This window comes from Gilliamella sp. B2785, from assembly GCF_026537005.1.
In the GTDB taxonomy this organism is placed as follows: Bacteria; Pseudomonadota; Gammaproteobacteria; order Enterobacterales; family Orbaceae; genus Gilliamella; species Gilliamella apicola_E.
The window spans coordinates 17,818-39,531 of record NZ_JAFNNC010000002.1 but is presented as its reverse complement, the minus strand read 5'-3'; the positions used below and the strand labels follow the sequence as shown (position 1 = coordinate 39,531).

Below are 21,714 nucleotides of genomic sequence, written 5' to 3'. Positions count from 1 at the left end.
TATTCATTATGCTATTTAGTATTTAGCAAATTGTACACTGCATCAACCACGTCTTGAACAGTTCTTACTGCTTTAAACGTTTCAGGATCAACTTTTTTGCCTATCTTTTTTTGTAAATGTACAACTAAATCTACTGCATCAATACTATCTAAGTCTAATTCTTCAAAAAGTTTAGATTCTGGCTTAATCTCATCGGCAGATAATTCAAAAAGCTGAACTAGTGCTGATTGTACTTGTTGAAAAATTTGTTGCTTATCCATTAAAAATCTTCCTTATTACTGTTGAGAATTAATAAAATCAGCTAGCGTTTTAACTGAGTAAAATGCTTTTTTGGTTTCTTCACTTTCTGACGATAAAACAATACCATATTGATTTTTGATAGCAAGACCTAGTTCTAATGCATCTATTGAGTCTAAACCTAAACCATCACCAAATAATGGAGCTTGGGTATCGATATCTTCAGATGTGATATCTTCTAAATTAAGCACTTCGATTATTAATGATTTTATATCATGATGTAATTTTTCCATTTAATTTCCCTTTTATCTATTATTCTTTTTTATGGTTCCAGCGTTAATAATGTTGTGAGATGTCTGGTAAGTTTTCTCGCTGCAACAGTTGTATTTTCTTCTAGAAAGTCATCTATTTTGATTTTTTCACCTACTGTAATATTAAACAATGCCTTTTTTTCAGGGATGTCATACCATTTTTGTTTTTTTATCAACCATGGTGGATTACATTGAATATGTATTATTCGGATATCAGCATGACACCTTAATGCTATGTTAGCAGCTCCTCTTTGTAATGTTATAGGATGATTAGGTATGCTTCTAGTTCCTTCGGGAAATATCAAAATTCTTCCTTTGTTTGATAAGATTTCATTACATTGTGGTAGTATTTGGCCTGATTCACCGTTTAGTATATAACCTGCTGTTTTTATAATGCGGCTAATAAAAAGGTTATTGAGTAACGCACCCTTAACTAAGCAATCACATCGACGCATAACTGAAACGAGAAGAACTACATCTAGCAAAGATGGGTGGTTAGCAACAATTAAACATCCGTCATCTTGCTTTAATTTTTCAACTTCATTAAATTGATAGTTGAAAATACATAATGATTTTACTATCCATAAAAACACTTTAAAGCTAATACTTATGCTGTATTGAGCAATAATAATTCTTTTTTGTTTCTTCCAAACAAATAATCTCAATAAACTAAACCATATCAACGATAAAACGAATAATCCAAAAAGACCAAATATAATAAAACCCAGTGCGGTCGCAAATAATCGCCACCACTGGTTTATAGTATAGAATTTTTGTTTATTTATGTATTTATCGTCCATTGCCAGTCTTGAGATAATCCTTGTATGATGAAATTTTGTTTTTTATTTAGATAAGCATGTAAAAAAGCCAATGATTGAGGATAATTGATTGGATTTTTCTGTGATGTTTTATTAATACTTTGGCATGTTAACTGATTGCCATTTGTTAAGATATAACCTACCGCATAATATGGAATTATTTGATGAATTTCTGTTTGGTAAGATTCAGGAACCATTCCATCAAAATCAATCAATAGTACTTTTTTATCTTTTTGTTGTAGTGTTGGTAGAGCCTCAATCAAACTTTGTTGAAAACCATCATTATTTGCACTAAGCGATGTGATAGGGATAGCTTGCTTGGCAATAATTGTGAATAAACCTGAAGCAGTATTATGGACCGATAATGCAAAATCGGTTGGTGAAATGTCATTAGCTTGATTAAGTGAAACTAGTATTTTATATGTTTTTTCAAGTTCACCATGTTGGCTTGAAAAAATCGCTAAATCCACATTATTATTTTCTATGAGCTCTAAAGCAACTTCAACAGCAAGGCGTGAAGAAATGCTCATTCTTCTTGCTTGCATCATAGGCAGTTTATTGAGTTTGGGTATGTGTAAATCCCAATTGTGATTAATCTGTTTTGACCATAATTGCCAGTCAGATTTGGAGGATAAACCAGCAGATAAAGCAAACCAATTTTCGATTGAAAAAGAAAGTCTCATATTAATATTTTTTAATTAATTCTTTACTTAGCAACTTTTTGTAATATTATTAATTCGATAATACTGAAAAAATCTGATTTATTTATACAATACAGTAAAACAATAAAAAGGCAATACATTGACTGGACAAGAAAACATCAAGTATGGATTCAATAAGGAAATTTATACAGCATTAGAAGCAATTACTGAAGCTCAAAAAATTGCCTTTGCTCCTATATTATTCCAAGCCATAATGTGCATGAAAAACAAAGGAATTTTATCTTCTATTGATCAATCTGGTAAAATTGGTATTAATTTAGAGGATTTAACTAAAAAAGTTTCTTTATCACCTTATGCACTTGAACTTCTGCTGGATGTTGCACTTAGTATGCGTGTTATTTATCAGCAAGACTCCAACTATATTTTAGGTAAAATTGGTCATTTTTTATTGCATGATAAAATGACAGAAGTTAACCTTAATTTTTCCCAAGATATCTGCTACCAAAGTATGTTTTTTCTTCAAGAAGCACTTGAAAAAGGCGAACCGAGTGGCCTCAAAGTTTTTGGTGATGGTAAAACGATTTACCCCATGTTGCAGTCTCTGCCTGAACAAGCAAAAAAAAGTTGGTTTGATTTCGACCATTTTTATTCAGATCACGCTTTTCCTGCTGTTTTACCTCACATCATGAAATTGAACCCTAAACATGTTTATGATATAGGTGGTAATACAGGTAAATGGGCAATTTTTTTAGCTAAACATTTGCCTGAAACTCAAGTGACAATCTTAGATTTACCTGAACAAATCTCAGTTGCAAAAGAAAATATTAAAAAATCGGGCTTTGAAGATCGTATCGATGGTATTGGTGTAAATGTACTGGAAACTGATATTTTCCCTAACCAAGCTGATATCTGGTGGATGAGCCAGTTTTTAGATTGTTTTAGTTCAGATCAAATTGTCCATATTTTGAAAACAATACACCGTAGTATGAATGATGATGCTTCTGTTTGTATTATGGATCTTTTTTGGGATCGCCAAAACTTTGAGGCAGGAGCATTAAGTTTAAATGCTTCTTCTCTCTATTTTACTTGTTTAGCAAATGGTAATAGCCGTTTTTACCATTCAAAAGTATTTTATCAATGTCTAAATGAAGCAGGGTTTCACGTTGAGGAAGATATTGATGGGATTGGATTTGGACACACTTTATTAATATGTAAAAAACGTTAATTAAAATTATCCTTAAGGAGTAAACAATGAGATTTTTTAAATATATTGCAGCATTCTTTTTAGTTTCAATATTATTCGGTTGTGCAAGTAAATATCAAGCGCCAAATAGTATTAGTACCCCAGTTAATGGTTTGACTAAAGCACAAGTTAAACAAGCTATTTTAGATAGTGGTACTAAAGGTAGAGCAGCATTTGGTACTTGGAAAATGCAAGCATTAAATAATGATACTATCCGAGGTCAATTATTCAATCGTAAATTTGAAGTTGTTGTTGATATCCCTTACTCTGCAACAGGGTATTCAATTAAGTATGTTTCAGTTAGTTCAAACTTACAAGGTAGTAATGGAAAAGTTCATCGCAACTACAATCGTTGGATAAACAATCTTGATGCTAAAATTAGAGAAAATATTTTCAGAGCAAAATAACGCTTTGAACTTAATGAAATTTATTTTTTAATTAAACCACCTTTAAGCCCAAAAATTGTTTGGGCTTCTTTTTAAGAACAATTTATAGATATTGTAATATGACAATATGTTACTTTTTTAATAATCTGTTATCTCCTAACAATAGTATTAATCGTTAAAATTAACTATCTATTCTTTGCATTGAAGTTTAATATATAACAGTATTCATAAAATGTGATGAATATTAAAGTTCAAGTTCCAATCTTTTCTTTTCTATCTTTTTCTATTTCATAAATTTTAGCACTTGAGGACAATTATTATGTTTCAATGGCTTTCAAATTGGATTTTAGATGGACTTAAACATTCACCAGAAATACTTTTATTTCTCTCACTGAGCTTAGGGTATTTGATTGGTGGTATTCGAATTGGTAAATTTCAATTAGGTGGAGTGGCTGGTTCCCTACTAGTTGCTGTCGCATTAAGCGTGTTTGGTGTTACGGTTGATGCTGGTGTCAAAGCTGTACTTTTTGCTTTATTTATTTATGCAGTAGGGTTCGAAAGTGGACCACAATTCTTTCGTTCATTGGGGGTTAAAACCCTTCGTGAAATCTTTTTAGCACTATTTATTGCCGTTGCTGGCTTTGTTACGGTGCTCGTTTTAGCCAAATTATTCCATTTAGATAAAGGTCTTGCTGCTGGTTTAGCTGCAGGAGGATTAACCCAATCAGCAATAATGGGGACGGCATCAGATGCTCTTACTCAGTTAGGTTTAAGCCCTGAAGAGTTAAGCCGATTACAAGGTAATGTGACTATTGGATATGCCGTAACTTATATTTTTGGTTCACTCGGAGCCATAATTGTCTGTGTTAATATTTTACCTAAAATTATGGGTCGCGAAATTAACGATGATGCAATTCAGGCAGAAGCAGAACAATTACATGGTTCACTTTTATTAGGTAGTGGTCAGAACTTTGCCTTATCAGATGTAACTGGTCGTTTATATCGTATTACCAATAAAGTTAATCAGACCGTTGAAAGTTTAGAAAAGGTGATTAACGGTATAAGCATTGAACGAATCAAACGTGGTAATCGTATTATTGAAGCTGGACCAGAAACTTTATTAAAGGCCAAAGATATTATTTTAGTTGTCGGCCATCGTGATGCCATGATTAAAGCCACTGATTTATTAGGTGAAGAGGTGAATTCGGCACAGGGTATGGATGTGGTTATGAATACTCAAGATGTCGAAATGCGTAATACACGTTATGTTGGTCAAAACTTAACGCAAGTACTTTCATCTGATGAAGTAATGAAACTAAAACATGGTATTTATTTAATTGCTGTCCATCGCGATGGGCAACCATTGCCATTAAATAATGATATGGTGTTCAAATTAGGTGACATTATTACGGTTTATGGTACTGATGGTGACTTAAGGCGAGTAGTTGATAAAATTGGTGCTCCGATAACAAAGAGCGAAAAAACTGACTGGATATTCCATGGTTTAGGTCTTGTCGTTGGCCTTATTATTGGTCTTATTGTAATTCGTGTTAGTGGTATTCCAATTACCTTAGGTGCTGGTGGTGGTGCTTTGTTATCAGGCTTATTATTTGGATGGTATCGATCTTTACATCAAACTGTTGGAAACATCCCAACGGGTGCGGTGCAATTACTTAAAGATTTTGGTCTAGCTGGCTTCGTAGCCGTAGTTGGTTTAAGCTCTGGATTGCAAGCTATTGATACCATTAAAGATCAAGGTATTTCTTTATTTCTAATTGGCGTTGTAGTTACTTTATTGCCTATGTTGCTTGGTATTTACTTTGGTAAGTATGTGCTGGGTTATAAAAATTCTGCAGTATTCGCTGGTGCTTTGGCGGGTTCTCGTAGTGCAAATCCAGCTTTTGGTGAAGTACTAAATAAAGCGGGTAACTCAACACCTACTAACTCTTTTGCTATTACCTATGCTTTAGCTAATGTTTTCCTAACTTTATTAGGGCCATTAGTTGTTGCTTTTGTTTAATTGACATCTCAAATTAAGGATACATGGTTATGAAAAGTAATAATGAATATGCAAAATATGCGAATTTAAGTCCTTTTGAATTGAAAGATAATTTAATTAAACTAGCACAAAGCCATACTGACCGTGTAATGTTAAATGCGGGGCGTGGTAATCCTAATTTCTTGGCAACATGGCCACGACAAGCTTTTTTCCAACTTGGTGTTTTTGCTTTGCAAGAGTCTGAAATGTCTTTTTCATATATGAATGAAGGCATAGGAGGAATGCCAATTAAGGCTGGTTTAACAGGTCGTTTTGAACATTTTGTCCGTCAAAATTATCAAACTCCTGGCGTGTCATTTTTAGGTAAAGCGTTTTCATATATTCGCGATCAACTAGGTCTAGATGAAAATGCCTTCTTACAAGAGATGGTAGAAGGTATTTTGGGCTGTAACTATCCAGTACCTGATAGAATGCTGCATTTTAGTGAAGAGGTGGTTAAAGCCTATGTTCTTTCTCAAATGGGTGCGCAATATTTAAGACGAGATGATCTTGATCTATTTGCTGTTGAAGGTGGTACAGCTGCAATGGCTTATATTTTCAATTCAATGAAAGAAAATAACTTAATCCAAAAAGGTGATAAAATTGCAATTGGTGCACCTATTTTTACGCCGTATTTGGAAATTCCAGAGCTTAATGATTATCAATTGGTTGAAGTGTTAGTTAATTCTGATCCTGATAAAAATTGGCAATATCCTGAAGCCGAATTGCGCAAATTAGAAGATCCTTCCATCAAAGCATTTTATTTAGTTAACCCATCTAATCCGCCATCAGTAAAAATTGATGATAAAAGTTTGAAAATCATTGCTGATATTGTGAAAAAACGTCCAGATTTAATTATTTTAACTGATGATGTTTACGGTACATTTGCTGATGATTTCCAATCCTTATTTGCTATTTGCCCTAAAAATACGATTTTAGTTTATTCATTCTCTAAGTATTTTGGTGCAACAGGTTGGCGTTTAGGTGTGATTGCAATAGCACACGATAATATTTTAGATAACAAAATTAAAGCATTACCAAGCAAGGCTAGACAGATTTTAGATAAACGTTACAGCTCAATTGTGACCGATCCTGAAAATCTTAAATTTATCGATCGTTTAGTAGCAGATAGCCGTGCGGTTGCGTTAAATCACACTGCTGGTCTATCTACGCCACAACAGGTTCAAATGGTGTTATTTGCATTGTGTGAAATGATGGATACTGATCAAAGTTATAAAGCCGCATTAAAATCATTAATTCGTCGTCGAGCAGCATCATTGTATCAACATTTAGGACTTGAACATCATACTGATGAAAATAGTGTCGATTATTATACCTTAATTGATCTAGAACATATTTGTCGTGAACTTTATGATGATAAGTTTGCTAAATGGATCTTAAAAAATAAAAATCCATCTGAAATGTTATTTAGAATTGCTGATGAAGCTGGTGTAGTTTTATTACCAGGTAAAGGGTTTGCAGTGCAACATCCATCTGCTCGGGCTTCATTAGCTAACTTAAATGAATATCAATATGCAGCGATTGGTTTATCTATGCGTAAACTTGCACAAGAGTATTATGCAGAGTATCAAGGTAAAGCTAATAAAAAATAGATAATCATACTGATTAACTTATCAACTTTACTATCAAACCCTAGTTTATCTAGGGTTTTTTATTGTGGTTTTATTTAATAATTTAAGAATAGTGTATTGGTTTTTATTATTAATTTATGCTAGTAACACAATAAAAAGCTTAAGGAATTTTCTGGATAAATTTATGATCTAAGGTTAATAAAAATAGAAACTATCGTTAGTTTAAGTTATCAATAATGTATAAGGATGTATTATGAATACTAACCATCTATCAGCAGCAATGTCTAAAAGTATCAATCACGTCAATCAAGAAGCTATAGAAAACAAAAGAATCGTTGGTTCTGTTGTTATAGTGGCTAAAAATGGAGAAATTATCTATCAGCAAGCTTGTGGTTATGCTAATCGTGAACAAAAAATACCTATGCATACTGACTCGCTATTTTTATTGTCATCTGTTACGAAGCCAATAGTGACAGCTGCTGCATTATGTTTAGTAGAAAAAGGATTACTTAATTTACAATCGCCGGTTACCGATTATCTTCCTAGCTTCACTCCTAAGCTTGACAGTGGTGAGCAACCGATTATAACTTTACATCATTTACTGACTCATAGTGCTGGGTTGAAGTATCGATTTGATGAACCTAATGGTAAAGGTAATTATAATTCTTTGCAGATTTCTGATGGTTTTGATCAAATTGCTATCAGCTTGGAAGAGAATCTTAAGCGCTTATCTCAAACTACACTTATTTACCAACCAGGGACGAGTTGGTGTTATTCATTAGCACTAGATGTATTAGGAGCAGTAATAGAAGCGGCCACAAAGCAATCATTAGCAAGTGTCATCAAAACTCTAATAACCGAACCTTTAAACATGCCACACACTGGTTTTACTATATCTGAAAGCAGTCAATTGGTAACTCATTATTATGATGCCGCTCCAGAGCCCTTACCAATGCCAAGTCCATATTTTATGCATTTAGGTGCGGAATGGAATAATGGAATTTTATCTTATGATCCTAAACGGATATACAATAATAATGCTTACCAATCTGGTGGCGCAGGTATGGTTGGCAATGCGTGTGAGTTTATACAATTTTTGTTAGCATTAACCGCAAAAAATAACCCAATAAGCGAACAAAAATTAATGGATAAAATGGCTAAATGCTATATTAGTAGTGACTTTGCTACTCAAGGTCCAGGTTGGGGATTTGGTTATGGCGGTGCGGTACTTGATAATCCAGCTATAGCTCAAACATCTCAAGGTGAAGGCACAATAGAGTGGGTTGGTGTGTACGGACATGATTGGTTTTACGACCCTCAACAAGATTTAGCAGTTGTTATTTTTACTAATACAGCGATAGAAGGAATGTCAGGCCTATACCCCAAAAAAATCAAAGAGGCGATATATCGTTGTATTTAAAGTAATAGCTAACAAAATCGATAACTACATTTATTATTTTAAGTTAATATAATATTAAAAGTTCTGTTCTATCGTAATGAATTGATTAATAAATTGTTCTTATTGAGATTAGCTATAGTATCGTTTCTAACATTAGCTAACAAAAGCACGTGTACGTTGTTAATGGTGAGTTATATTCTTTGGAAACAGAAGATCTGATTATCATCGACACTAAAATCGATGTCTCATATCAATTTTAGAATGTAACAGAGCATGATGTTACTGAAACTATTTCCTTCACCTGTTTCAAATGTACAAAGTGAAAGTGATTTTGCCTATCCGACGATCTGCTTAATAATTTTTAAGTTTGGTTAATGGTATAAATATTAAACCTAACAGTCACCACAGCATTAATGTCATATGGCGTTACACGACGAATATTCCTAAACACTTCGACTTTCAGTAGCCATTGATTTAAAACAAGCAATGCTACGACTTGCCTAAACAATTTAGTTATATTTTTACAATTGGTACCAACTGATTAATACTGATTGGATAAATTACATCAACTATTGAAAGAGATACAGGTGAATTGATTTTCCCTTGTTGAGAATTATTTATACAAAAATCAATGAAAATCGATACCCAATTATCAGACAAATAAGGTAGTGCAATTAATTTGTTAATTTAGCATTAGTATTTTCTCGTTGTTGATAACGACAAGATGAGTTAACTTGATAGTATCGATCAATTTAAAACTTGATTATAAACATATAAATAATTTGCCATTCACTATTATTGTCATAATAATATGAAAATATAAAATAGCTGAAAATATATAAAATATGCGAATTTTTATTACAATTTTGCTCTCAATTGAATACCTTTTAATTTTTTTTCGACTTGGTCAAAATAGAAACCTTATACTTAGCGATCAAAATGTAACTACAGGTTTAATTATCATTTTATTTATTTTTAATGCTATTATCGGGTTATGTTACTTACTAATCAAATCCAATAAAAAGACAAGTGACTACATAACAATTACAATGTTATTTACAATTATCTTTTTTATCCCGATAAATAACTTGATCATAGAAAATAAAAAGCAAAATTATAGACAGCAAAAAAAAGCACTTGAAGAGAAATTACTTGGCGATACTTTAAAACCTTTTTATAAAGATAAAGGAACATTAGATGAAAGACGGATTCAAAATCTAAGAGAGAATTTCGCTAAAGGTTATGCAACAAACGGTGGTAAATTTTATTATGGTAGTGCTAATTATGACAAACCAATTTGTCATAAATTTAAACACTCTTTTGTTACCGATGACCAAATGTACATTATTTTAAGTTGTCAAAATCCGGATAACAGCATGTTAAGTTATGCGCTAGCTACTCAAAAAGGTAATTCCTCATTTGTTAATCCTTGGAATGGTGGAAGACTAGATCACTATGAAGAATATTTAGTTTCAGAATATCCTTATATCAATTTACTCGATGATAATGATTATACTATTATCTATAAAGATCCTGTTGATGGAACTAGATATGGCAAATATTATGACCAACTATATGTTCTACCAATGTTAGATAAGAATGAAAATGAACTAAAATCCTATATTAGTGATCGTATTATTGAATTTCAAAAACATCTTGATACGATTCAAAAATTCCGATTTTGTTTAATCCGTTATTCCGATAAAAGCACTACCAGTCATTGTGTATATCGAGAGAGAGGAAAAATCAAATACGAATCATTTTCGCAATCGTAAATTGAATCGGTGTCTGGGTCGGTTAGTATGTAAATTGTTTTGTGTAGTTTATTGTGATCATGTTATGAAAGATTAGTTAGTTTTATTCATCATAACTAATATTTTTCTGGAGTGTGAATTGAAGTGAAAAGTTGGAAAGCGGATCGCAGAAATTTGCTAAAAATGGTATGAGTTTTACCCCAGCAAAAAAATTGATGATGATTTTCACTGTACGTAAAACAGGTATTTTAGGGAAAATAGATATATTCTAAGTTAATTCTAAGTGATATATTTTGGAAGAGAGTTATTTATTGAGTTTTGAATTGTAACTATTTGATTAATCTCTAGGAAAGATGGCGGAAGCGCAGAGATTCGAACTCTGGGAGGGTCGCCCCTCGCCGGTTTTCAAGACCGGTGCTTTCAACCGCTCAGCCACACTTCCGCAATGGCTGTGAATATTAAAGGAGACGGACTTATTTGTAAATAGCTAATTTAATATTTTTCATCAACTGCTCTAATTTTCGCCAAATTCGGGTCAATTTAGGTAAATTGATATGGTTTACTTACCAAAATTAGTGTTGGAATCTTATTATTTGAGTATAATACACCGCAAATATCAAACCATGTTTTGAAAAATGTTAAATCAAATAGAAACCGATGAAAAAGGCTATTTAAAGAATTGGCAGGATTGGTCTGTTGATTTGGTGCCTGAATTAGCTATTAAAGAGTCTATTGAATTAACTGATGCTCACTGGGAAGTCATTTTATTCGTTCGTGATTTTTATTTAGAATATAAAACATCACCAGCAATCCGTGCGTTAGTTAAAGCAATGGAGAAAAAATTTGGTCCAGAAAAAGGTAATAGTCGCTATTTATATAAATTATTTCCTGACGGACCAGCTAAACAAGCAACTAAACTTGCAGGCTTACCTAAACCTGTGAAATGTATTTAAGTTAAGAGAACAATTATACTCATGATTAGATGGAAACTCCCATTTATATTACTTCTTGTATTAGGGTATTTGCAGTACTCATTATGGTATGGTAAAAATAATTTTTATGATTACCAAGAAAATGTGCAAATGCTTGAAAACCTACATCAAGAGAATGATAAGTTAAAAGCTCGCAACGAACAGATGTTTGCTGAAGTTGAAGATTTACAAAAAGGTTATGAAGCAATAGAAGAACGAGCTCGAAGTCATTTGGGTATGGTTAAACCTAATGAGTATTTTTATCGAATAATTATTGATTCCAACTCACAACAATAAGGTATTACGTGGCAAATAATAGTGATATTATCGCAATCGTTCCTGCCGCAGGAATTGGTTGTCGCATGGATAGTCAATTACCTAAACAATATTTAAAAATTGGTCAAATGACCATTTTAGAACACACCCTACAAAAATTATTAACCCACCCTAAAATCAGTCAAGTAGTAGTTGTGATAAACCAAGAAGATAAGCTTTTTAAAACACTTGATGTCGCATCAAAAGTTAAAGTGACTTATGGTGGTGAAACTCGTGCTGACTCTGTTTTAGCAGGCTTAAACTTAGTTGCTGAAAATCAATGGGCATTAGTCCATGATGCCGCAAGGCCTTGTGTTACTCATGAAGATATCACTAAATTAATAAATCGAGTTTTACATGAAAACAAAGGTGGAATATTGGCAACCCCACTCAGTGATACGATCAAGCAAGCTTATACAGATGATGCCAATATCATTAGCCACTCTGTGGATCGTACATATTTATGGGGTGCTGCTACACCTCAGTTGTTTAATGCTGGTGAACTTAAAGCATGTTTGAGTAAGGCTTTAAATAATCATGTCGCCATCACTGATGAAGCATCAGCGATAGAGTATTGTGGTGGTCATCCATTATTAATTGAGTGTCGTCGAGATAATATAAAAATCACTCGCCCAGAAGATTTAAGCTTGGCTACGTTTTATTTAACTAATCAAATTTAATATAGGTAGATTATGCGAATAGGTCATGGATTTGATGTACACAAGTTTGGTGGGGAAGGACCAATTATCCTAGGTGGAGTAACAATTCCTTATCAATATGGACTTATTGCTCATTCTGATGGCGATGTAGTTTTACATGCTATCACTGACGCTTTAATTGGCGCATTAGCTTTGGGCGATATTGGTAAACTATTTCCTGATAATGATCCCAAATACAAAAATATAAACAGCCGATTGTTATTACAAGAAGTTTACCAAATTATTCAATCTAAAGGTTATGAATTAGTTAATTTAGATACAACTATTATTGCCCAAGAACCTAAAATGAGACCTCATGTAGATCAAATGCGCGTTAATATTGCTGAAGATTTGAATGTACATTTTGATCAAATTAGTGTTAAAGCAACCACCACCGAACAACTAGGTTTTACAGGCCGTAAAGAAGGGATAGCTTGTGAGGCAGTAGTATTATTAGCAAAAAAAACAAATACAAAATAAACGATAGGCAAAATAAGTGTTAGCAGAACTTAATTATTTTTATGGTAAACCGACAACTCATGGTTTATATAAACAGCAATTTGAAGATTTCATCGTTATTGAAGAGCTTGGTTTTGAGCTTACTGGTGAAGGTGAACATGTTTTAGTTTATCTTGAAAAGAAAGATTGCAATACGGTCTTTGTCGCCGAACAATTAGCTAAATATGTCGGTATTTCAGCTAAAAATGTCAGTTATGCTGGCCTTAAAGACCGTCAAGCAGTTACCCAGCAATGGTTTAGCTTACATATGCCAGGTAAAGAAACACCTGATTTTTCAAAATTTGATTTAACGGGCTGTCGAATATTGCAGATTACTCGTCATAATAAAAAATTAAAAATAGGGGCTTTAAAAGGTAATCGCTTTAAAATTATTTTAAGAAACTTAACCGATAATATTGAGCCTAAATTAAACACAATTAAACAATATGGTATCCCTAATTATTTTGGTGAGCAAAGATTTGGACGAGATCAAAATAACATAACCCAAGCAATAAAATGGGCAACTGGCGAAATTTCAGTTAAAGATCGTAAAAAAAGAGGTTTTTATCTTTCTGCTGCTCGTAGTGCTATTTTCAATGATATTGTCAGTCAAAGAATTAAACAAAATATTCAGCAAACGGTGCTCGATGGTGATATATTACAACTATCTAAAAGTAATAGTTGGTTTTTGTCTAAAACTGATGAATTATCACTTTTACAACAACGTTTGCAAAATGGCGAAATTAATATTACTGCACCAATGGTTGGTGATTCGCCATTGGGCACAACATCAGTTGCATTAGAATTTGAAACAAATTGTTTAAAACATTGGTCTTGCTTTGAGGAATTATTCAAGAAAGAACGAATGGAAACAATCAGGCGCTCAATATTATTGCGCCCCGAGCAACTTGAATGGCAATGGATAGGCGAAAATGATATTGAAATCAATTTCTACTTACCTTCTGGTTGCTATGCTACAAGTGTTTTACGCGAATTGATAATTGGAAATGAGTAATGCAAAATTCAAAAATGCAGGCTATGATTAATTTATTGCGCCAGCAGGGAATAAAAGATGATCGTGTTTTAGATGCTATAGCTTCAATACCGCGTGAAAATTTTGTTGATGAAGCGCTTTCTCATCAAGCTTATGATGACCGATCATTACCAATAGGTAGCGGTCAAACCATTTCTCAGCCATATATCGTTGCCAAAATGACTGAATTACTAAGGTTAACTCCGACAGCCAAAGTGCTTGAAATTGGTACAGGTTCAGGATATCAAACCGCAGTACTAGCCAAGCTGGTTGATCATGTCTGCTCAGTAGAAAGAATAAAAAGTTTACAATGGAATACAAAACGGCGATTAAAGCAACTTGATATTCATAACATCTCAACTCGTCATGGTAATGGTTGGCAAGGTTGGCCTGAACGAGGTCCATTTGACGGCATAATCGTTACTGCCGCAGCATCAGAAGTTCCTCAAAGCCTTCTAGAACAGCTTGCTGACAAAGGGCGCTTAGTTTTACCTGTTGGTAAAAACAAACAAACGTTACAATTAATTGAGCGTGATGGAGACAATTTTATAACTACAAATATTGGGGAAGTAAAATTTGTACCGCTTGTTGATGGGGATGTTGAATAAATCGCAAAAAATAGAAAATAATCAATTATTTTCTATTTTTTGATTGAATGTTCTCTATAATTTATTTTCTTTTGCTTTTTCTTCTGAAAGCTTCCATTCACAAATACCGTATAATGCATTAAATAGGTAAATTAAATATTGAGTTGCAATAACAATATTGTCAGTATAAATATTCAAACCGATCACTAATACATTTAACAACACCCACAAATACCAATTGAAGGCGTATCTCATCATTAATAATAGTTGCGCAACTACACCTAAGCCAAATATAAAGCAATTTGTAATGAGTTGATATGAAGTATTGCTCGCACCGATTTCGTTAGTTAAATAGATATTAAAAAATGCTGCAACAATTAAAAATATCAACGCATATAAAAATGCACTTTCATTTAAGGAACGAACTTTAACATTTTTATTCTGATCGAGATTTTTTTGCCAAGTAAATAATCCATAAATATGTGAACCAAAATAGTAAAAAGTAGGTAAGCCAGCCCCAATATTGCCACCAAGAAAATTGGCACAACACTCAGCTACTACAGCAAGCATTCCCAGCACATTTCCTAAGTTTTTTCGTTTAGCTAATAAAATGACACACAATAATCCCAAAAATGCACCAGCATACGATACGGCATAGCGTAAATTGAAATTATTAAATGGATCAGTATACAAAAATGCAAGGGTGACGCAGATAATACAAAATAGTGGATAAAACTTGTTTCGTCCAATAGCGATGATAACATCTCTTAAATTATTCATAATTAATACTCTTATCATTAATAAGTTGATTGACTAGTTCAATACAGCGTAAATAACGTTCATCATAGTCAGATGAGTCGATTTGAACATAGCTGATATGGTTCTTTTTCAATAATGAGATTAGTAGTTGTTGAAAATCTTTCCGTTGTTTTGGACTTCCCAAACTACGTAAGCCATCAGCAACCCAAGGCGTGTTATTACCTAACAAAATAACCAAATCAAAGCGATAGTTATTGATCATGGCTTGTAAAAAAGGATGCTCTTTGCCTTCGTACTTTTTGCAAAATGCTTGCGTGGTAATAAAATCAGTATCAATGAACGACACTTTATTCGCATGTTTGATAGCAAAATCGATATATTGTGCATGTCCTAATGCAATTTTATCGTAATCAGCATATTGCAATGCTCGTTCATCGCCACCAAGTTGAGAAAACACATAATCACGACCATATTCCCAAGCGCTAGTGGTATTAAACATATTGGCTAACTTATTAACTAATGTTGATTTACCACTCGATTCACCACCAAGAATAGCAACAGTTCGTACAAAAAACGGTCTAACTTCAGTTGGAATATATTGCCAATTTTTTAAAGGCGCTTGACGAATTTGTGTACCACTAACTTGCATAAATCGGCGGGTAGGATCAATAAGCACAGTATCTAAATCGAATAAATCTTTATACATCGCTACATCTTGTGGTTCACTCGAATAAACGCAACTAGGATTGATGCCTTTTTCCTTGAATAACTTTTTAACGCGATCGCTCCACTCATTCCAACCATTTGGATATGAAGGAATACCGTCTTCTTCTAAAAGTTCAATATGGATATTTTTTTGATATTTAAACGTTTGTAATAACCAACGAATCCTATCGTTAATTGTTGGTTGGCGTGACATTGCGCTTTCTTTAAATAGTGCCATATCTCGCATCGTATCTGAACAAAGAATCACATAAAGTTCGTCAACTTGGCTAATCGCTCTTTGAATAAGATAAATATGTCCGGTATGTAATGGATAAAACTTACCAAAAATGACACCTACCTTTTTATGTTTACTGTTGGGATCAATTTGCAAATAACGGTGTAGTGATTGTAATTTTTGAGCACTAGGATTTTTGATTTTATCATTAATTAATTGGCTCAAATAACCTTTGGTCATTTGGCAGGCATCAGCAACTGTCTGTAACGATAAATTTTTGCGTTTTATGGCAGTTTTTAAATAACTAAAACCATTCATATCGCCTCCTTACCTTTTGTTTTTTATCTGGAACTAAATTTACATCATTTTTAATAAATGTTCAATATATTAAACAAGGAAAATAATTTTACCTAATCAATTTAAATCTAATAGTAATTAAATATAAAATAGGAGATACTTTTATAATCTTAAAAATAGGCAATCTTCATTTTAAGTAAAATCTATAATTTAATAATTAAAATCAGAATGATATAAGGAAATAATTCAATGAAAAAAATTGCATTAGCAATAGCATTAATTTCAGGTAGTGCTTTGGCAGATAATAACGTTAAATTAAATAAAGTGACATTATTTATTCAGGGAGCAGAATTACAAGGTCAGTCAACTGTTTCATTAACTAAAGGTGAAAGTGAAATAGTATTAACTGGTATTGCTAATGATGTTAAACCAAATACAATCAATGTAGGTTTTGGTAATAATAGTGACGTCCGAGTATTATCTACATCATTTAGTGATAACTATCTGGCTAATATTCGTAACGGCGAAGATACTCTATTAACTGTTAAAAAAATGAATAAGTTACAAGAAGATCGCGATACATTAGAAATCGAACTCAAAGCTGTTAATGAACAAATTATGCTTTTACAAGGTAACCGTTTAGATACTTTAGCTAAAAAAGGACCTGATGACTTAACAGCAATGAAAAATGTATTAGATTTTGTGAAAACCAATTTGACCACTGCGTTAAATGAACAAAATCGATTACAAAAAGAAATCGATGAGTTAGACAGGCAGATAAGCGAATATGAGAAAAAACTAGATGAAAATCAGACTAACAATGGAAAATTACACAATGCCGTTATAGTCAAAGTTGCTTCTGACAAAGATATAACGCTACCTATCACGCTTTCATATATCACAACTAAAGCAGGTTGGGAACCAGCTTATGATGTGCGAGTAGCGGATATCAATTCACCACTCCAATTAACATATAAAGCAGAAATCCACCAAAACACGGGTTTAGATTGGCAAAATGTTGATTTTAGTTTATCGACATCTAATCCGAGCATAGATATTACTCCACCAGATTTTAATCCCTGGTATATTGACGTTTATAATGAAAAAAGCGGTTTATTTTTTTCCAAATCTGATAAAGAAGATTATTATGAACGCGATGCCAAATCGCAATTGGTTAATCCTAGTCAAATTGGCAATGTTAATACATTAGGTATCAATACCCATTTTGATATCAAATTACCTTATACAATCAAAAATGATAGTAAAAGTAACATAATCACATTACAAACTAAAGATGTTAAAGCAAATTACCAATATGTTTCCATACCAAAATTTGATAGTAGCGTATACTTACTAGCGCAAATAAATGATTGGGATAAGCTGAATTTATTATCAGGAAAAGCCAATATCTTTTTCAGTGGTGATTTTATGGGGGAAACTATCATTTCAACTAAAAATACTAAAGGCTCATTGGATTTTTCATTAGGGCGTGATAAAAATATCTTAGTTTCTCGAAATCGTAATATAAAAGAGACCTCGACTCCTACACTATTTGGTAATGATGTTTCAGAAAAATATGCTTATACTATTGATGTCAAAAATACCAAAGCGTTGCCAATAAATATTGTTGTGAAGGATCAACTACCTGTTATCTTAAATAAAGCGGTAACACTTGATGATGCCAAATATGATGGCGCAGTATATGACAAACAAACCGGATTATTAACGTGGCAATTCAACTTAAACCCAAGTGAAACTAAAAACCTTAATCTAAGTTTTAAAATCACTTATCCAGATGGTAAAGAACGAGATATATATGGTTTATAAACCTAATAAAACAAAGAATAAAGTATGTTAATTACGTGGTTAGAACAATTTAAGCAAAATAGTCAGATCAGTTTATTAGATCTTCATTTGGCTCAATTTTTGGTTAATAAAATTGATTGTGAAGATGAAGTCATTGCTAAACGTTTTGCTTTTTTAGTTTTATCCTTAAGTATGGAAGTAAGAGCAGGGCACGTGTGCCTTGATCTTACTCGATTAGAAAATATTGAGCCACAAATCTGGTCAGAACTTAATTTACCGACGAATGACGATTGGGTTAATGTACTTAAGTTAGCATCTAATAAACATGTTGTCAGTTTTGGTGAACAACTCGCACCTTTAGTTTTTATTGAAAACAAACTCTATTTTCAACGCATGTGGTTAGATGAACGTTTTGTTGCGCAATATTTCAATCAAACTCAATTGGATATTACGTCGAGTATCGACTTAAAAAAAATACTCGACCAACTCTTTACTCACAACAGCGCAAGTATTGACTGGCAAAAAATTGCTGTTGCTGTTGCATTAACACGGAAAGTTGCCATCATCTCTGGTGGGCCGGGAACAGGTAAAACAACTACCGTAGCTAAAATTCTAGCTGGAATCGTATTAAACAACCCAGCAACACGAATCGTAGCAGCTGCGCCAACCGGCAAAGCTGCATCACGATTAACTGAATCATTAGGGCGAGCAATTGAACAGCTATCTTTTGAATCATTAAATATTAAAACCGAAGCGGTAACACTTCATCGACTATTGGGCGCAAAGACTGATAATCGCTCTTTTAGTTATAACAAGAACAACCAATTACATATCGATGTTCTTGTAATTGATGAAGCCTCAATGGTTGATCTCAATATGATGGCGAGAATTATTGAAGCCTTACCAACTTCTGCCCGATTAATTTTATTAGGTGACAAAGACCAACTTTCATCGGTTGAGGCTGGAGCGGTCTTTGGAGACTTATGTCACTTTATTTCAAATGGTTATAGCCAATCAAGAGCTGATGAGCTAAGCAAGTTAACCGGCTATACCATCCCAATCATGAACCAACCAGTAACAACAATCGCTGATAGCATCTGTTTACTGAAAAAAAGTTATCGATTTAACGAATCATCCGGTATTGGATTGTTAGCAAATGCAGTAAAAGAAGGGCAGTATCATAATGTTAAAAAGCTACTTGCTGATAATACATTACAAGATGTCAGTTATTATGAACTTTCATCAAATCAAACATACCAAGCGCTTTTAGAAGACTGTGTTGAACACTATAAAGATTACTTAAATGCCATTAGACATCACGCTAATAATGATATCGCTACAGTTTTAGCTAAATTCGCTCAATGCCGTTTATTATGTGCTGTGCGTGAAGGAAAATTTGGCGTAGAAGGATTAAATAAACAAATTGAACTGCTACTAGCCAAACATAAATTGATCAAATTAAATCAACGTGAACAATGGTATATCGGTCGACCAGTTATGATTTTACGTAACAGCACATCGTTAGGTTTATACAACGGTGATATAGGAATTACACTAACAGCTGAACATGATAGTTCAAAATTGCGAGTCTATTTTCCATTTTCGGATGGAGTCATTAAAGGTTTTTCACCTTATCGACTACCTGAACATGAAACAGCCTATGCAATGACAATACACAAATCACAAGGTTCTGAATTTGATCATGTAAATATAATACTACCCACTGAATTCTCTCCGTTACTTAATCGCTCTCTACTCTATACGGCAATCACTAGGGCGAAAAAGTCCGTATCCATTTACGCTGATGCCAAAATATTAGAGCGCGTGGTTAAAAGTCAAATACATCGGGAAAGTGGATTAGTTGAGCAAATAGCAAATTATTCGCAAAAGAATTAAAGAAAAGATTAAGCAAGCACCAACTAATAATAGCTGGTGCTTTTTATATATTAATGGATGATCTTCGCTAAAAAGTCTTTAGCACGATCAGATTGTGGATTAGTAAAGAACTGTTCTTTAGAAGTATCTTCAATGATCTCACCGGCATCCATAAAAATAACGCGATGCGCAACTTTGCGAGCAAAGCCCATTTCATGGGTCACAACCATCATTGTCATCCCTTCATAGGCTAATTCAACCATAACGTCTAACACTTCGTTAACCATTTCTGGATCAAGTGCTGAAGTTGGTTCATCAAATAACATAACAATCGGATCCATACAAAGTGCACGAGCAATCGCAACACGTTGTTGTTGCCCACCAGAAAGTTGAGCAGGGAATTTATCGGCATGTGCTAACAAACCCACACGATCTAAAAGAGAAAGGGCTTTTTCACGTGCTTCTTCATTTGATCGGCCAAGCACTTTAACTTGAGCTAGTGTCAGATTCTTCAAAATTGTCAGATGTGGGAAAAGCTCAAAATGCTGAAACACCATACCCACTTTAGAACGTAGTTTTGCTAAATTAGTCGATGGATCAGTAATCTCAGTACCATCAATCGTAATTTTACCTTTCTGAATAGGCTCTAAACCATTAACGGTTTTAATTAATGTTGATTTACCAGAACCTGATGGTCCACAGACAACAACAACTTCGCCTTTACCTACTTTAGTAGTACAGTTTTTTAATACTTGAAATTTTCCGTACCATTTTGATACATTTTCTAAGGAGATCATCTACTTATCCCTTTCTTGAAATAATTAACTAAACGAGAAGCAGTATAACAAATTATAAAGTAACTTATTGCTGCAAAAATAATCATTGAATACTTAACTGTGCCACCTTGAACGACACCAATTTGTGTCACACTTGCACCAAATAAATCAATTAAACTCATCACATAAACTAAAGATGTATCTTGGAACAAGATAATACCTTGGGTTAATAACAATGGTACCATTGATCTAAATGCTTGCGGTAATATTATCAAACGCATTGCCTGGCCTTTAGTCATACCCAACGCATAAGCGGCATGATACTGACCTTTAGCAACGGCATTAATACCAGCACGAATGATTTCTGAATAATAGGCTGCTTCAAATAAAGCAAACGCAATCATTGCTGAAACAACCCTAACATCAGCATATGGTGGCAAATTAAATACATGCTTAATAACTTGTGGTAATGCTAAATAGAACCATAACAACACTAATAGTAATGGAATGGAACGGAATAAATTGACATAACATTTAGCAAAAATATTTAAAATTTTATTGTTTGATAAACGCATTAAAGCTAGCACAGTTCCCCAAATAATACCGAATACAACAGCGGTAAAGGTGATCTTAGTTGTTAGCCATAATCCAGATAACAATAAATGATAATTGTTTAAAACCAATGAAGGTATATCTGCAATCCAACTTAAAATTTGCAT

22 protein-coding genes and 1 tRNA gene are annotated in these 21,714 nt (G+C 33.3%); 14 read left to right on the top strand and 9 right to left on the bottom strand.

Translation table 11 applies throughout. The features are described 5' to 3' along the window. Positions 1–11 precede the first annotated feature (11 nt). Genes J3U24_RS02465 through J3U24_RS02450 form a run of 4 tightly spaced genes read right to left on the bottom strand, consistent with a single transcriptional unit; the run spans position 12 to position 2,049 of the window. Positions 12–260: an acyl carrier protein gene (locus J3U24_RS02465; RefSeq protein ID WP_267336791.1), complete on the bottom strand. Its 249-nt coding sequence runs from the start codon at positions 258–260 to the stop codon at positions 12–14. Between the two features lie 15 nt (positions 261–275). Further along, positions 276–530, bottom strand: a complete 255-nt coding sequence (locus J3U24_RS02460) for a phosphopantetheine-binding protein (RefSeq protein WP_065562159.1) — start codon at positions 528–530, stop codon at positions 276–278. A gap of 29 nt (positions 531–559) precedes the next feature. Further along, a complete protein-coding gene (locus J3U24_RS02455; protein ID WP_267330136.1) occupies positions 560–1,348 on the bottom strand; it encodes a lysophospholipid acyltransferase family protein in 789 nt (262 codons plus the stop codon). Then, on the bottom strand, positions 1,330–2,049 hold the full coding sequence (locus tag J3U24_RS02450) for a beta-ketoacyl synthase chain length factor (RefSeq protein WP_220225017.1): 720 nt from the start codon (positions 2,047–2,049) through the stop codon (positions 1,330–1,332). The genes J3U24_RS02455 and J3U24_RS02450 overlap by 19 nt, the downstream gene beginning before the upstream one ends. A gap of 136 nt (positions 2,050–2,185) precedes the next feature. Between J3U24_RS02450 and J3U24_RS02445 the strand changes: the two genes are divergently transcribed. The 6 genes from J3U24_RS02445 (at position 2,186) to J3U24_RS02420 (ending at position 10,461) form a co-directional block, all read left to right on the top strand. Continuing rightward, positions 2,186–3,253: a class I SAM-dependent methyltransferase gene (locus tag J3U24_RS02445; RefSeq protein WP_416380471.1), complete on the top strand. Its 1,068-nt coding sequence runs from the start codon at positions 2,186–2,188 to the stop codon at positions 3,251–3,253. Positions 3,254–3,279: 26 nt separating this feature from the next. After that, positions 3,280–3,678 (top strand): hypothetical protein, encoded by a 399-nt coding sequence (locus J3U24_RS02440; protein ID WP_065562156.1) that lies wholly within the window; start codon positions 3,280–3,282, stop codon positions 3,676–3,678. Between the two features lie 298 nt (positions 3,679–3,976). Then, positions 3,977–5,677 carry an aspartate-alanine antiporter gene (aspT, locus tag J3U24_RS02435; RefSeq protein WP_065562155.1) on the top strand — a complete coding sequence of 567 codons (1,701 nt, stop codon included), beginning with the start codon at positions 3,977–3,979 and terminating at the stop codon, positions 5,675–5,677. A gap of 29 nt (positions 5,678–5,706) precedes the next feature. Next, positions 5,707–7,308: a bifunctional aspartate transaminase/aspartate 4-decarboxylase gene (locus tag J3U24_RS02430; protein WP_065562154.1), complete on the top strand. Its 1,602-nt coding sequence runs from the start codon at positions 5,707–5,709 to the stop codon at positions 7,306–7,308. 232 nt (positions 7,309–7,540) lie between these two features. Next, on the top strand, positions 7,541–8,707 hold the full coding sequence (locus J3U24_RS02425; protein ID WP_267336793.1) for a serine hydrolase domain-containing protein: 1,167 nt from the start codon (positions 7,541–7,543) through the stop codon (positions 8,705–8,707). A 1,028-nt stretch (positions 8,708–9,735) separates the two neighbouring features. Continuing rightward, the gene (locus tag J3U24_RS02420; protein ID WP_267346969.1) at positions 9,736–10,461 is read left to right on the top strand and encodes a hypothetical protein; all 726 of its coding nucleotides are present in this window, start codon (positions 9,736–9,738) and stop codon (positions 10,459–10,461) included. A 333-nt stretch (positions 10,462–10,794) separates the two neighbouring features. On the opposite strand, the gene J3U24_RS02415 is transcribed toward J3U24_RS02420, so the two are convergent. Beyond that, positions 10,795–10,882: transfer RNA gene (locus J3U24_RS02415), tRNA-Ser, on the bottom strand. A gap of 193 nt (positions 10,883–11,075) precedes the next feature. Here J3U24_RS02415 and J3U24_RS02410 point away from each other — a divergent pair. The 6 genes from J3U24_RS02410 to J3U24_RS02385 are packed head-to-tail and all read left to right on the top strand — an operon-like array spanning position 11,076 to position 14,563. After that, entirely contained in the window at positions 11,076–11,393 is a 318-nt protein-coding gene (locus J3U24_RS02410) for a TusE/DsrC/DsvC family sulfur relay protein (RefSeq protein ID WP_065562146.1), read from the top strand. Between the two features lie 21 nt (positions 11,394–11,414). Then, positions 11,415–11,708 (top strand): cell division protein FtsB, encoded by a 294-nt coding sequence (gene ftsB / locus J3U24_RS02405; RefSeq protein WP_065562145.1) that lies wholly within the window; start codon positions 11,415–11,417, stop codon positions 11,706–11,708. After that, entirely contained in the window at positions 11,705–12,406 is a 702-nt protein-coding gene (ispD, locus tag J3U24_RS02400; RefSeq protein ID WP_416380050.1) for a 2-C-methyl-D-erythritol 4-phosphate cytidylyltransferase, read from the top strand. Before ftsB ends, ispD begins: the two co-directional genes overlap by 4 nt. Positions 12,407–12,418: 12 nt before the next feature. Then, on the top strand, positions 12,419–12,904 hold the full coding sequence (gene ispF, locus J3U24_RS02395) for a 2-C-methyl-D-erythritol 2,4-cyclodiphosphate synthase (protein WP_065734336.1): 486 nt from the start codon (positions 12,419–12,421) through the stop codon (positions 12,902–12,904). Positions 12,905–12,920: 16 nt separating this feature from the next. Next, on the top strand, positions 12,921–13,937 hold the full coding sequence (truD, locus tag J3U24_RS02390) for a tRNA pseudouridine(13) synthase TruD (RefSeq protein ID WP_267336796.1): 1,017 nt from the start codon (positions 12,921–12,923) through the stop codon (positions 13,935–13,937). Beyond that, positions 13,937–14,563 (top strand): protein-L-isoaspartate(D-aspartate) O-methyltransferase, encoded by a 627-nt coding sequence (locus tag J3U24_RS02385; protein WP_065562142.1) that lies wholly within the window; start codon positions 13,937–13,939, stop codon positions 14,561–14,563. Before truD ends, J3U24_RS02385 begins: the two co-directional genes overlap by 1 nt. A gap of 54 nt (positions 14,564–14,617) precedes the next feature. Here the strand turns inward: J3U24_RS02385 and pnuC are convergent, their stop codons facing one another. Continuing rightward, on the bottom strand, positions 14,618–15,322 hold the full coding sequence (gene pnuC / locus J3U24_RS02380; protein ID WP_267336797.1) for a nicotinamide riboside transporter PnuC: 705 nt from the start codon (positions 15,320–15,322) through the stop codon (positions 14,618–14,620). After that, on the bottom strand, positions 15,315–16,559 hold the full coding sequence (gene nadR, locus J3U24_RS02375) for a multifunctional transcriptional regulator/nicotinamide-nucleotide adenylyltransferase/ribosylnicotinamide kinase NadR (protein WP_065562140.1): 1,245 nt from the start codon (positions 16,557–16,559) through the stop codon (positions 15,315–15,317). Before nadR ends, pnuC begins: the two co-directional genes overlap by 8 nt. Before the next feature lie 228 nt (positions 16,560–16,787). On the opposite strand from nadR, the gene J3U24_RS02370 reads away from it, so the two are divergent. Both J3U24_RS02370 and recD read left to right on the top strand, forming a co-directional pair. Continuing rightward, entirely contained in the window at positions 16,788–18,365 is a 1,578-nt protein-coding gene (locus tag J3U24_RS02370) for a DUF4139 domain-containing protein (protein WP_267336798.1), read from the top strand. A gap of 24 nt (positions 18,366–18,389) precedes the next feature. After that, positions 18,390–20,240: an exodeoxyribonuclease V subunit alpha gene (recD, locus tag J3U24_RS02365; protein ID WP_267336799.1), complete on the top strand. Its 1,851-nt coding sequence runs from the start codon at positions 18,390–18,392 to the stop codon at positions 20,238–20,240. A gap of 50 nt (positions 20,241–20,290) precedes the next feature. Here the strand turns inward: recD and J3U24_RS02360 are convergent, their stop codons facing one another. Together J3U24_RS02360 and J3U24_RS02355 are read right to left on the bottom strand one after the other, a co-directional pair. After that, positions 20,291–21,016 carry an amino acid ABC transporter ATP-binding protein gene (locus J3U24_RS02360; RefSeq protein WP_065562137.1) on the bottom strand — a complete coding sequence of 242 codons (726 nt, stop codon included), beginning with the start codon at positions 21,014–21,016 and terminating at the stop codon, positions 20,291–20,293. Beyond that, positions 21,013–21,714 (bottom strand): ABC transporter permease subunit, encoded by a 702-nt coding sequence (locus J3U24_RS02355; RefSeq protein WP_065562136.1) that lies wholly within the window; start codon positions 21,712–21,714, stop codon positions 21,013–21,015. The genes J3U24_RS02360 and J3U24_RS02355 overlap by 4 nt, the downstream gene beginning before the upstream one ends.

Coding starts and splice junctions, on each gene's coding strand:
- J3U24_RS02465 (WP_267336791.1), bottom strand. CDS start 260: ATGGATAAGCAACAAATTTTTCAACAAGTACAATCAGCACTAGTTCAG.
- J3U24_RS02460 (WP_065562159.1), bottom strand. CDS start 530: ATGGAAAAATTACATCATGATATAAAATCATTAATAATCGAAGTGCTT.
- J3U24_RS02455 (WP_267330136.1), bottom strand. CDS start 1,348: ATGGACGATAAATACATAAATAAACAAAAATTCTATACTATAAACCAG.
- J3U24_RS02450 (WP_220225017.1), bottom strand. CDS start 2,049: ATGAGACTTTCTTTTTCAATCGAAAATTGGTTTGCTTTATCTGCTGGT.
- J3U24_RS02440 (WP_065562156.1), top strand. CDS start 3,280: ATGAGATTTTTTAAATATATTGCAGCATTCTTTTTAGTTTCAATATTA.
- aspT (WP_065562155.1), top strand. CDS start 3,977: ATGTTTCAATGGCTTTCAAATTGGATTTTAGATGGACTTAAACATTCA.
- J3U24_RS02430 (WP_065562154.1), top strand. CDS start 5,707: ATGAAAAGTAATAATGAATATGCAAAATATGCGAATTTAAGTCCTTTT.
- J3U24_RS02425 (WP_267336793.1), top strand. CDS start 7,541: ATGAATACTAACCATCTATCAGCAGCAATGTCTAAAAGTATCAATCAC.
- J3U24_RS02420 (WP_267346969.1), top strand. CDS start 9,736: ATGTTATTTACAATTATCTTTTTTATCCCGATAAATAACTTGATCATA.
- J3U24_RS02410 (WP_065562146.1), top strand. CDS start 11,076: ATGTTAAATCAAATAGAAACCGATGAAAAAGGCTATTTAAAGAATTGG.
- ftsB (WP_065562145.1), top strand. CDS start 11,415: ATGATTAGATGGAAACTCCCATTTATATTACTTCTTGTATTAGGGTAT.
- ispF (WP_065734336.1), top strand. CDS start 12,419: ATGCGAATAGGTCATGGATTTGATGTACACAAGTTTGGTGGGGAAGGA.
- J3U24_RS02385 (WP_065562142.1), top strand. CDS start 13,937: ATGCAAAATTCAAAAATGCAGGCTATGATTAATTTATTGCGCCAGCAG.
- pnuC (WP_267336797.1), bottom strand. CDS start 15,322: ATGAATAATTTAAGAGATGTTATCATCGCTATTGGACGAAACAAGTTT.
- nadR (WP_065562140.1), bottom strand. CDS start 16,559: ATGAATGGTTTTAGTTATTTAAAAACTGCCATAAAACGCAAAAATTTA.
- J3U24_RS02370 (WP_267336798.1), top strand. CDS start 16,788: ATGAAAAAAATTGCATTAGCAATAGCATTAATTTCAGGTAGTGCTTTG.
- recD (WP_267336799.1), top strand. CDS start 18,390: ATGTTAATTACGTGGTTAGAACAATTTAAGCAAAATAGTCAGATCAGT.
- J3U24_RS02360 (WP_065562137.1), bottom strand. CDS start 21,016: ATGATCTCCTTAGAAAATGTATCAAAATGGTACGGAAAATTTCAAGTA.
- J3U24_RS02355 (WP_065562136.1), bottom strand. CDS start 21,714: ATGCAAATTTTAAGTTGGATTGCAGATATACCTTCATTGGTTTTAAAC.